Genomic DNA, 11,711 nt, shown 5'->3' with positions numbered 1-11,711 from the left:
GGTGGACCGCAGCCGTAAACAGGCCGTGGCGACATGGCCTGACGCGAAAAACAGAGCTTGACGGGAACCTGTGACGGCCCTTACAGTCAATCGTACAAGCATCGGACGTCCTACATCCGATTAACTACTTGAATGATGAGGTCTCACATGAGCAAAACCCTCAAGAACCTGCCGCTGGTCAATGACGCCAGCCGCCGGAGCTTCCTTAAACTGGCCGGCGCTGCCGGTGCCGCCGCTGCCTTCACCGCTACCCTCTCGGCTTGTGGCGGCGCTGCCACAACGTCGGGAAGCACTGCAGCAAACACCGCGGCTGCCAACAAGGACCTCATCATTGAGGCTGGCATCTCCTACGCTTTGTCCACCGGATTCGATCCGATGACCGCCTCCGGTGCCACACCGCTGGCAGCGAACCTGCATATCTTCGAAGGCCTCGTCGAGCTGCACCCGGCCACCCGCGAGCCCTACAACGCCCTGGCCGCAGCTGACCCCAAGAAGGTCAACGACACCACCTACCAGGTGACCATCCGCGAAGGGGCCAAGTTCCACAATGGTTCCCCCGTCACCACGGACGACGTTGTGTACTCCTTCACCCGCGTAATGGACCCGGCCAACAACTCGTTGTTTTCCCAGTTCATCCCCTTCATCGCCGATGTCAAGGCTCTTGACGCCACGACGGTCGAGTTCTCCCTGAAGTACCCGTTCCCGGGCTTCGGTCCGCGGATCTCTGTGGTCAAGATCGTTCCCCAGGCCCTGGCCTCCGCGGATCAGAAGGCCTTCGACGCCGCGCCCGTCGGTTCAGGACCGTACAAGCTGGTCTCTGCCGTCAAGGACGACAAGATCGTCTTCGAGGCGTTCGCGGACTACAACGGCCCCAAGCCCCCGCTCGCGAAGGGCATGAACTGGCTCCTGCTTTCGGACGCAGCGGCCCGCGTCACCGCCGTTCAGTCCGGCCGTGTCCAGGCCATCGAGGACGTCCCGTACCTGGACGTGGACGGACTCAAGTCCAAGGTCCAGGTCGAATCCGTTCAGTCCTTCGGCATGCTGTTTATGATGTTTAACTGCGCCAAGGCGCCGTTCGACAACAAGCTGGTCCGACAGGCCCTGCACTACGGCCTGGACAAGGACTCCATCATCAAGAAGGCGCTGTTCGGCAACGCCACTGCGGCCAGCTCCTATTTCCAGGAAGGCCACCCGGATTACGTCAAGGCCAAGAACGTCTACGGCTACGACGCGCAGAAGGCTGCAGACCTGCTCAAGGAGGCCGGTGTGACCAGCCTTGAATTCGAGCTGGTAACCACCGATACGGCCTGGGTCAAGGACGTGGCACCGCTGATCCTGGAATCCTGGAACAAGCTCCCAGGAGTGAAGGTCACGGTCGCGAGCCTGCAGTCCGGCGCGATGTACAGCGACCGCATCGGCACCGGCAACTACACCGTTGCCGCGGCCCCGGGCGACCCCTCGGTCTTCGGCAACGACGCTGACCTGCTCCTGAGCTGGTTCTACGCAAGCGAGACCTGGATGGGCAAGCGCGCCTACTGGACCACCCCGGAACGCGCCACACTCCAGGGCCTGATGGTGGAGGGAACGCAGGCCACCAAGGACGAATCGAAGAAGATCGTCGGTGAGATCGTGGACCTGGTCTCCGAGGAACTGCCGCTGTACCCGATCTTCCACCGCAGGCTCCCCACAGCCTGGAAAGAGAAGAACCTGACAGGATTCCAGCCGCTGCCCACCACGGGGATGTCGTTCATCGGAGTCGGCCGCACGTCCTAGGGACACCTCGCCCAAGAATGAGGGACGGTACGCCGACCCGACGCTGCAGGGGGTTGCGGCCAGCCCGCCACAACCCCCTGCATTGTGGCACCACACCGTGACGCAGTAATCCTGCGGCACACCCGACACAACCGGAGAACAAATTGGTTATGATATTGCGTTTGCTCGGACGCAGGCTCGCGGCACTGCCATTGATGATCCTGGGCATTACCCTGCTCGTCTTTTTCGTCCTGCAGGCCGCTCCCGGCGATCAGGCAGACTCGGCCCTCGGCGAGGGCGCCAGTAACGAAGCCAAAGAGCAGTACCGACAGGAAAACGGCCTCAACGACCCCCTGTTCGTGCAGTACGTCAGGTTCCTCGGGAAGCTGCTGCAGTTCGACCTCGGGGTCACGACGCCGCCGGCGAAGTCCGTGGCGTCGATGATCGGCTCCGCCTTCCCACTGACCCTCCAGCTCACCTTCCTGGGCGTTATGATCGCCGTCGTGCTCTCCCTGGTCTTCGGAGTCCTGGGCGCCCTGTACCGGGACAAGTGGCAGGACCAGGCGATCCGGGTCTTCTCCATCGCCGCGATCGCTACGCCGTCGTTCTGGCTCGGTATTCTGCTCATCCAGTGGTTCGCGCTTGGCGCCAATCCGATGTTCCCCTCCGGTGGCCTTGCAGCGCCGGAAGCCGGCTTCGGCGGGTGGCTAAACTCGATGGCCCTCCCCGCCCTCGCGCTGGCCATCCCGGTGTCCGCGTCGCTGATCCGCGTCGTGCGGACCTCGATGGTGGAAGAACTGGACCGCGACTACGTCCGCACCGCCATCGGCAACGGCGTGCCCTACCGCGAAGTTGTCGCCAGGAATGTACTGCGCAACGCCCTTGTCACGCCCGTGACCGTCCTCGGCCTGCGCGTGGGCTACCTGTTGGGCGGCGCCGTCGTCATCGAAATGATCTTCGCTCTGCCCGGCATGGGCCAGCTGATCCTCAACGGCATCACCAGCCTCGACGTCAACCTCGTCCAGGGCGTCGTATTGACCATCTCCGTCACCTTCGTCCTGGTCAACATCGTGGTGGACCTTCTCTACCTGCTCATCAACCCCCGAATCAGGACGGTATAGCCCATGCGTAGCAAGCTCGCCGAGCGGCTGAGTGCCCCGGGCCTCCGCTTCAAATCACTGCCCTGGGCTTCCCGGTTCGCCCTGCTGTTCCTCATCGCCATTGTTCTTGCGGCCGTCTTCGCCCCGGTCATCGCACCGCACGATCCCCTGGAGACCTTTATTCCGGCGCAGGCACCGGGCGCCGAACACCTGTTCGGCACGGACCGGCTCGGCCGCGACATTCTCTCCCGCATCCTCTTTGGGGCGCAGTCATCGCTCATGATTGGCTTGGGCGCCGTCGCCCTCGCGATCCTGGCGGGCGCCCTGCTCGGTGCCTTCGCGGCGACCTCCAGCAAGGCCGTCAATGAGCTCATCATGCGTCTCATGGACATCCTGATGGCGTTTCCCGGGATCGCGCTGGCCGCTGTCCTGCTGGCCGCTTTCGGCAACTCGGTGCCCACCATCATCGTGGCCATCGCCATCATCTACACCCCGCAACTGGCCCGCGTGGTCCGCGCCAACGTCCTCGCCCAGTACGGCGAGGACTACGTCCGCGCCGAACGCGTGATGGGAGCCGGCCGTTTCTACATCCTGGGCAAGCACATTGTCCGCAACACGGCCGCGCCGGTCCTCGTCTTCGCCACCGTGATGGTGGCCGACGCCATCATCCTCGAAGCGTCGCTGTCGTTCCTGGGCGCCGGTGTGCAGGACCCCGCCCCGTCGTGGGGCAACGTCATCTCCTACGGCCGCAACCTGGTCCTCTCCGGCGGCTGGTGGGCCACCACCTTCGCTGGCCTGACCATCCTGCTGACCGTCCTCGCACTGAACATCCTCGCCGAGGGCCTCACCGACGCCATGGTGAACCCCAAACTGCGCAGGGCGCCGTCGGTCAAGGACGACGACGGCTCGTCCGCCGCTGTCGCCGTTACCGCCGTCGACGCCGAAATCGGCACATCGGTCGCCCAGCCTTCCTTCGTCGAGGTGCACGAACTCGACGGCGTCCGGGCCGCCGGCCGCCGTTCGCGGACCGGTTCCGGGAACGGAACCGGTGGGGACTACGAATCCGCGGCCTCCGGTGATCCGCAGAACTCGACCGACCCGCATGCCCTGCTGGACCAGGAGCTCCGGCTTCTCGCTGCCGTCGAGGCCGGGCGCACGGACCGCCTGCCCCAGGTCCCGGCCGGCGCCCGCACGGTCCTGGAAGTCAAGAACCTCTCCATTCACTTCCCCACCCGCTTCGGCGAAACCGCCATCGTGGACAACGTCTCCTTCACCGTCCGGGAAGGCGAGACCATGGGCCTTGTGGGAGAGTCCGGCTGCGGCAAATCCATCAGCTCGCTGGCCATCATGGGGCTGCTGCCCAAAACCGCCCGCATTTCCGGCTCCATCCTGTTCGACGGCAAGGAACTGTTGGATTCCGCGACGGGCCACAGCAGTGCGAAGGCGTACGAAGGCCTCCGCGGGGAACAGATCGCGATGGTCTACCAGGACGCGCTGAGCTCCCTGAACCCGTCCATGAAGATCAAGGAGCAGATGCTCCAGCTCACCCGGCGCGGCGGCCGCAAGACACCGGCCGAGCTGCTGGAGATGGTCAAACTCGATCCCGTCCGGACGCTGGCCAGCTACCCGCATGAGCTCTCCGGCGGACAGCGCCAGCGCGTCCTGATAGCGATGGCACTGTCCCGGTCGCCCAAGATCGTAGTGGCCGATGAGCCGACCACAGCCCTGGACGTCACCGTCCAGAAGCAGGTGGTTGACCTGCTCAACGAACTACGTGAACAGCTCGGCTTCGCCATGGTCTTCGTCAGCCATGACCTCGCACTCGTGGCGTCCCTGGCACACCGTGTGACCGTGATGTACGCCGGCCAGGTCGTCGAATCGGCACAGGCTTCGGAGCTCCTGCAGAACCCCAGGCACGAGTACACCCGGGGCCTCCTGGGCGCCGTCCTTTCCATCGAGGCCGACGCCGAGCGCCTGCACCAGATCCCCGGCACTGTGCCGTCGCCCGCCGACTTCGCCACGGGCGACCGCTTCGCATCCCGCTCCCTGCGGGCCGACGCCAATCCTGATCAGCCGTTGGTCCTCACCGCTGTCGGCGGCGATACCGACCACTATTGGGCGAGCCATTTGAAGGAGGACTCGAAGTGAGTGTTTCAACCGGAAAACCGGTCATTGAGCTCAAGGACGTCAAGGTCTATCACCGGGCACGCACCGGGAGCCTGTTCCGGCCCAATATCGTCAAAGCCGTTGATGGCATTGACTTCACCATCAGCCGCGGGGAAACCGTGGGCATCGTCGGCGAGTCCGGCTGCGGCAAATCCACCCTCGCCTCCGTCCTCGTGGGGCTCCAGGCGCCGACGTCGGGCCAGGTCCTGTTCCACGGCCAGCCGGCCATCAAGCGCAATGCCGCCATGCGCAAGGATTTTGGTCGTGCCGTGTCGGTCGTGTTCCAGGACCCGGCCACCGCGCTGAATCCGAGGATGCGGATCCAGGATATTCTCACGGATCCGCTCCAGGTTCACGGCATCGGCACTGCGGCGTCGCGCACGGCCACGGTCAAGGAGCTCCTGGCCCTGGTCGGCCTGCCGCAGTCGGCGTCCGAGGTGACGCCGTCACAGGTGTCCGGCGGTCAGCGCCAGCGCGTGGCGATTGCCCGGGCCCCTGGCCCTGGATCCGGACATCATCGTGGCGGACGAACCGACATCGGCTCTGGACGTTTCCGTCCGGGCGCAAGTGCTGAACCTGCTCTCTGATCTGAAGACGCAATTGAACCTCGGCATGGTGTTCATCTCGCACGACATCCAGACCGTCCGCTATGTTTCCGACCGCATTTGCGTGATGTATTTCGGCCGGATCGTCGAAGAAGGCCCTGCCGCGCAGGTCTTCGACAACCCTGCCAACGACTACACGAAGAAGCTGCTGGGCGCCGCCCCGTCGCTGCTTCACCCTTAGATTTTTCCGCCACCACCTGATCACACTTTTGGAGAACACTGTGACTACCGTCGCTACCCGTTACCAGGGAATCATCCCTCCCGTTGTCACCCCCCGCACTGCAGATGGAGCCATCGACGTCCCGTCGCTGGAGAACGTAACGCGGCACCTGCTCGACGGCGGCGTGTCCGGCCTGTTCGTGCTCGGATCCTCCGGGGAGGTCACCCACATGACCAACGCTGAGCGCGACACCGTGGTGACGACTGTCGCCGGCGTGAACGCCGGCCAGGTACCTGTGATCGTGGGCGCCGTCGAACAGACCACCAACCGCGTCATCGAGGAGGCCCGTCGCGTGATCTCCCTCGGTGCCGACGCGATCGTGGCCACGAGCCTGTACTACGCGATCTCAAACGCCCAGGAGAACAACACGCACTTCCGCAGCATCCACGCGGCCGTGGACGTCCCCATGTTCGCCTACGACGTCCCGGTCCGTACCCACTTCAAGCTGCCCACGGACCTCCTGGTCGAGCTCGGCCGGGACGGCATTATCGCTGGCGTCAAGGACTCCTCCGGCGACGACGTCTCCTTCCGCCAGCTGCTGCTGGCCGCCCGGAACATCCCCAACTTCGATATCTTCACCGGCCACGAAGTAGTGGTCGACGGCGCGCTGCTGGGCGGCGCCCAGGGTGTCGTCCCGGGTCTGGGCAACGTTGATCCGGCCGGCTACCGCCGCATCTACGACGCCGCGGTCGCCGGCGACTGGGCCAAGGCCGCCGCCGAACAGGACCGGATGGCCGATGTCTTCGAAATCGTCTACACGCCGAAGGCGGGCCGCATGTCCGGCAACGCCGCCGGCCTGGGCGCCTTCAAGACCGCGCTCCAGCTGATGGGCATCATCAAGACCAATGTCATGAGCGCCCCGATGCTGTCCCTGGACGAGGACGAGACCGCTGCGGTCAAGGTCATTCTGGCGCGCAACGGCCTGATCTAAGGGTCTTTTCCCGTTTGGGCGTCCCTTGGCGCCCAAACGGGAATGGGCCCTTAGCCGGTGAATGAATTTGAGGAATGGCATGCAGCACGTAATAGGCATTGACCTTGGCGGAACCAAGACGGCGGCCGCAGTCGTCGCCGCGGACGGCACCGTCCTGTACCCGGCCCAGACACCCACGCGCAACCGCGACGGCGGCGAGGCCATCCTTGCCGCCACCGCCGGATTAATCCGCTCCCTGCGGGCGCAGGCGGCCGCCGACGGGATCGACGTAACGGCCGTGGGCATCGGGGCCGCCGGGGTGATCAATGCCGGGACCGGGACCGTCGTCTCAGCCACCGACGCCATCCTTGGCTGGACCGGTACGGATATCCGCCACCGGCTGGGTGACCTCACCGGGCTGGCCGTGTCCGTGGTCAACGATGTCCACGCCCACGCCATCGGCGAGGCGTGGCTGGGGGCCGCCGCCGGTAGCAAGTCTTCGCTGATGGTGGCGTTCGGTACCGGCGTCGGCGGAAGCTTTATCCTCGACGGCCACCCCGTCCTGGGGCACCGTTTCGTGGGCGGCCACGTCGGCCACATCGCCTCACCCTATGCGTACCACGACGGTGCCGCGCTGGCGTGTTCCTGCGGCCACGCCGGGCACGTCGAAGCCATCGCTTCGGGCCCCGCAATCCACGCCAGCTTCCGTCGCTTTGGCGGTCCTTCGTCCGTCCCGGATACCCGCGCCGTCTTTGACCTGGCCCGGGTTGGCGACTCGGCCGCGCACCAGGCCATTGCCGCCGGCGCAGCCGCCGCCGGCCAGGCTGTGGGCGGGCTGGCCAATATCCTTGACCCGGAAGTGATTGTGGTTTCCGGCGGCCTCGCGGACGCCGGAGCCGCCTGGTGGGATCCGATGGTGGCGGCCGCACGCCGTGAGCTGCTGGCTCCCCTGGCCGGCATCCCGGTGCACCGCGCCAAGCTGGGGAATACGGCCGCCATCGTGGGCGCGGCGCACCTTGTCCTGAAGCAGCCCCCGATCCTCTGAGGAGACAGCCATGATTCTGCGCCCCGACGACCTCCAAGGCCTCCGGTCCCGGCTTATAGTGTCCTGCCAGGCCTACCCCGGCGAACCCATGCGCGATCCGCGGACCATCGCCCAGCTGGCGGCCTCATCCGTGACCGGCGGAGCCGCAGCGGTAAGGGTCCAGGGCCTGGCAGATATCCAGCACACGCGCGGCGCCGTCGAGGTACCCGTTATCGGTCTCTGGAAGGACGGCCACGACGGCGTTTTTATCACGCCCACGCTCCGCCACGCCCTGGCGGTGGCCAACGCCGGCGCACACATCGTGGCCATCGACGGCACCCGCCGCGCCCGGCCTGACGGGTTGGACCTGGCCGCGACCGTAGCAGGAATCCATGCCGGATCCCATGCTCTCGTGATGGCTGACTGCGGTTCCTACGAGGATGCCGTCGCCGCGGTGGATGCCGGAGCCGACCTGATCGGGACCACGCTCGCCGGCTATACCGGCGAGCGGGAGAAGACCACGGGCCCGGACCTGGAATTGCTGGAGCAAATCGCGGCAGCAGATCTTGGCCGTCCGCTGATCGCCGAAGGCCGCATCCATACTCCGGTCCAGGCCCGGATGGCGCTCGACGCCGGAGCGTTCGCCGTCGTTGTTGGCACCGCCATCACGCATCCCGCCACCATCACCGGGTGGTTTTCCACCGCTCTGACAAGCTGAAGGTGCAGGCCGTGAGCGGTCCGGAACCGCTGTCTTCCGCCTTTGTCCTGTTTGGGACCATCATGACCGACGGCGTCGTCCTGAGCGACGGCGCCGTGGCCGTGGCGGGCGGCGTCATTGCCTTTGCCGGGCCGAGGGCAGGTTTTGATTCCGGAGCCTTCCCCGCGGCCCGGATCCTCGACGTCCCCGAGGGCGGCACGATCCTGCCGGGCCTCGTCGACATGCACTGCCATGGCGCGGCCGGCGGAGGATTCCCTAACGACGGCGCGGAAGCGTGCCGCGCCGCAGCGGACTTCCTGCACCGCAACGGCACAACGACCCTGCTGGCCAGCCTGGTCACGGCCTCGATCGAGGACCTGGAGCAGCAAATCGAAGTCCTTAGACCACTCGTGGCCGACGGAACCATCGCGGGCATCCATTCCGAGGGCCCCTTCCTGTCCCACCACCGCTGCGGCGCCCAGGACCCGGAGTGGCTCCGGGACCCCGATCCGGAACTGCTCCGGCGGGTGCTGACAGCAGCCGGCGGAACGCTTCGGACCATGACCTACGCGCCGGAGTTGCCGGGCGCCGGCGATCTCGTCAGCGCACTCGCCGCCCATGGCGTGACACCATCCCTGGGACACAGCGACGCGGATTCCGCAACCGCTGCCGCGTCGCTGGAACTTGCTGCCGGGCTGCTGTCCGCGGCGGATTCCGGGGCTTTCGGGGCCGCTGCGCGGCCCACGGTCACCCACCTGTTCAACGGGATGCCGCAGATGCATCATCGGGGCCCGGGGCCGGTGGCGGCGTGCCTGCGTCTGGCCGCGGCGGGCATTGCGGCCGTTGAACTCATCGGCGACGGCGTCCACCTGGATCCGGAAACGGTGCGGATGGTTTTTGAGCTGGCCGGGGCGGCAAACGTCGTCCTCGTCACCGATTCCATGGCCGCTACAGGCCTGCCGGACGGCGACTATGAACTCGGGCCGTGCGCGGTGACGGTCCGTGGTGGCACAGCAACGCTGGCGTCCAATGGAGCGTTGGCCGGCGGGACTGCCACGTTACTGGAGGTGGTGCGGCGGACCATCGCGGCCGGGGTTTCCCCAGCGGATGCCGTGCTGGCAGCGACGGCAGTACCGGCCCAGGTGCTGGGCCTGGAATCAGAAATCGGCAGCCTGAAATCCGGGCTGCGGGCGGACATCGTGGTTGTGGACCGGGATTTCCGGCAGACCGCCGTGCTCCGGTCCGGGCGGATCCTGGCCGCCCTGACCGGCTAGGCCACCACTGACGTAACCGGGATCGGTGCCGACAGCAGTGATGCTGCGGCTGCGTCGGCCACCACCGTCACGTGCGGGTGCAGCTGAAGCACCGAGGCGGGGCACTGCGAAGTTACCGGACCGTTCAGGGCCTCGTGCAGCACGGCCGCTTTGTCCGCACCGGCCACGACAAGAAGCAGCTGCCGGGCTTCCATAATGGTGCCGAGTCCTTGCGTGATGCACCTTTCGGGGACATCATCCGGAGAACTGAAATAGCGGGCGTTGGCTTGGCGGGTACGGGCCGCAAGAACCTCCACGCGGGTGCGGGAATCCAGGTCCGATCCCGGTTCGTTGAAAGCCAGATGACCGTTGTGGCCGATGCCAAGGATCTGGACGTCGATGCCGCCGGCCACGCCGATGGCGGCATCGTACTCGCGGGCCGCCTGCTCCGGGTCAGCTGCGGCACCGTCCGGAACAGCCACTTTAGCGGGATCCAGGCCCAGGCGTTCGGTAATTTCGTGTGCCACCACTGCCGCATAGCTTTGCGGGTGCCCCGCAGGAAGGCCGACGTACTCGTCCAGCGCAAAAGCGCGCACGCCGGACATGTCCATTTCGTGTCCGGCGAGCGCCCGGTAGACCGGCAGCGGAGATCCGCCGGTGGCGACGCCCAGGACGGCGTCGGGCTTGCTGCGGATCACGGCGGCGAGGATTCCCGCCGCCACGGCGCCTGCGCCTGCGGCATCGGGAGAAACGAAGATTTCCATATCAATCGGAACTTTCTGAAGATGGTGCCGCGGCAGTGCGCAGCTTTGGGTGCTGTTGAGCCGGCAGCGGTGACGCTAGCGGGACAGGACGTCCGTAAGTTTCTGGCGGATACCGTCGAAGTGCCGCTGCAACCGTTCGGAGGCCAACGCCTTATCTCCGGCCGCTACAGCCTCGAAGATGGCCCAGTGGTCACTGACCTGCTCGCCGAGGTCCACCGGGCCGGATCCCAATGCGTCATGGATCTGGCGGTAGACCTTCCAGAAGACATCCATGAGGTTGATCAGCAGGTCGTTGTCCAGCGGCGCGTACAGGCGGCGGTGAAACTCGGCGTCGAGCTCTGCCAGGGGCGAACCGGCGGACGCGGCGGCTTCCATTGCCTCCATCGTGTTGCGGAGGTCCTTCAGCCGCTCCCGCGTCATAAGGTCGATGGCCGAGCCGATCAAACCCGATTCCAGCGCCTGCCGGACGTCAATGAGTTCCATGGCCTCGCCGCCGCGGTGGCGCAAAGACAGTCTTCCGCGGAAGGCCAGCCCGTCGGTCAAGGCGGTGAAGTTGTTCGGGGCCACGAACATCCCAAATCCGTGCCGGATCTCGATGACGCCCAGTGCCTGGAGGACCTTAAGGGATTCCCTCACGGTGTTGCGCCCCACGCCCAGCACTGCGGACAACTCGCTTTCGGTGGGTAGTGCATCGCCGACGTCCAGCCCCTCATCGAGAATCAGGTCCATAATCTGCGTCTGCAGCGCCTGGGATCTGATTTGCGCGCTCAAGCGGGGCGGCGGCACTACTCGGGATTCTGGGCTCACGTCATTCTCCTCCGGGGCCGCAGACTGTTGTCATCGGCTACTATTAAGTATACCGGACATGGGACGTCCAATGTCTAGGATGTCGTGGCAAATCTTTAGGACCCGACTGGGCCTGGCATCCTGACTCCCTGCCGGCGACTCCGCCGGACCGATGTGATGAGACTCACGTGCAATAATACGCATTCCGCTTGAGACGTGGCGGCAGGGCTGTGCAGTATGGGAATACGTGAGCGGGACCGAAACTTCCGCCCGCGCAGCCCCGACCATCGGCCCGCACCAGGCGTGCGGCGTGGATCGGCGGCAGAGATTTACCCAATCTGGTGGACGCAACGAGGCCAAGCCGGTGAGCTCGTCGAGCCGCCCAGGTCTCAGGGCGTTTGCGGATTGGTTGTTACCGCGGCTCCGCGATGGTG

9 protein-coding genes and 1 pseudogene are annotated in these 11,711 nt (G+C 65.9%); 8 read left to right on the top strand and 2 right to left on the bottom strand.

Annotated elements, in window-relative coordinates:
* The first annotated feature begins 147 nt into the window (after nucleotides 1–147).
* The 8 genes and pseudogenes from KY499_RS13970 (at nucleotide 148) to nagA (ending at nucleotide 9,748) form a co-directional block, all read left to right on the top strand.
* Complete coding sequence (locus KY499_RS13970) at nucleotides 148–1,773, top strand: ABC transporter substrate-binding protein (protein WP_258190791.1); 1,626 nt, start codon at nucleotides 148–150, stop codon at nucleotides 1,771–1,773.
* 194 nt (nucleotides 1,774–1,967) lie between these two features.
* On the top strand, nucleotides 1,968–2,873 hold the full coding sequence (locus KY499_RS13965; RefSeq protein ID WP_258191107.1) for an ABC transporter permease: 906 nt from the start codon (nucleotides 1,968–1,970) through the stop codon (nucleotides 2,871–2,873).
* 3 nt (nucleotides 2,874–2,876) lie between these two features.
* Nucleotides 2,877–5,000 (top strand): dipeptide/oligopeptide/nickel ABC transporter permease/ATP-binding protein, encoded by a 2,124-nt coding sequence (locus KY499_RS13960; protein WP_123255473.1) that lies wholly within the window; start codon nucleotides 2,877–2,879, stop codon nucleotides 4,998–5,000.
* Nucleotides 4,997–5,804: pseudogene (locus KY499_RS13955) on the top strand (ATP-binding cassette domain-containing protein). Before KY499_RS13960 ends, KY499_RS13955 begins: the two are co-directional and overlap by 4 nt.
* Before the next feature lie 40 nt (nucleotides 5,805–5,844).
* On the top strand, nucleotides 5,845–6,774 hold the full coding sequence (locus tag KY499_RS13950; RefSeq protein WP_123255471.1) for a dihydrodipicolinate synthase family protein: 930 nt from the start codon (nucleotides 5,845–5,847) through the stop codon (nucleotides 6,772–6,774).
* 79 nt (nucleotides 6,775–6,853) lie between these two features.
* Nucleotides 6,854–7,798: an ROK family protein gene (locus KY499_RS13945; protein ID WP_219885634.1), complete on the top strand. Its 945-nt coding sequence runs from the start codon at nucleotides 6,854–6,856 to the stop codon at nucleotides 7,796–7,798.
* Nucleotides 7,799–7,808: 10 nt separating this feature from the next.
* Complete coding sequence (locus KY499_RS13940) at nucleotides 7,809–8,495, top strand: N-acetylmannosamine-6-phosphate 2-epimerase (RefSeq protein ID WP_123255469.1); 687 nt, start codon at nucleotides 7,809–7,811, stop codon at nucleotides 8,493–8,495.
* 62 nt (nucleotides 8,496–8,557) lie between these two features.
* Nucleotides 8,558–9,748, top strand: coding sequence for an N-acetylglucosamine-6-phosphate deacetylase (gene nagA / locus KY499_RS13935; protein ID WP_219887025.1), 1,191 nt, complete (start codon nucleotides 8,558–8,560; stop codon nucleotides 9,746–9,748).
* Here the strand turns inward: nagA and KY499_RS13930 are convergent.
* Both KY499_RS13930 and KY499_RS13925 read right to left on the bottom strand, forming a co-directional pair.
* The gene (locus tag KY499_RS13930) at nucleotides 9,745–10,491 is read right to left on the bottom strand and encodes a glucosamine-6-phosphate deaminase (RefSeq protein WP_219885633.1); all 747 of its coding nucleotides are present in this window, start codon (nucleotides 10,489–10,491) and stop codon (nucleotides 9,745–9,747) included. The genes nagA and KY499_RS13930 overlap by 4 nt on opposite strands.
* A gap of 75 nt (nucleotides 10,492–10,566) precedes the next feature.
* Nucleotides 10,567–11,298, bottom strand: a complete 732-nt coding sequence (locus KY499_RS13925) for a FadR/GntR family transcriptional regulator (RefSeq protein WP_123255467.1) — start codon at nucleotides 11,296–11,298, stop codon at nucleotides 10,567–10,569.
* Between the last annotated feature and the right edge of the window lie 413 nt (nucleotides 11,299–11,711).

This window comes from Arthrobacter sp. PAMC25284 (assembly GCF_019443425.1).
Taxonomy (GTDB): Bacteria; Actinomycetota; Actinomycetes; order Actinomycetales; family Micrococcaceae; genus Arthrobacter; species Arthrobacter oryzae_A.
The sequence above is the reverse complement of the archived record's forward strand: the minus strand, read 5'-3'. Positions and strand labels throughout refer to the sequence as shown.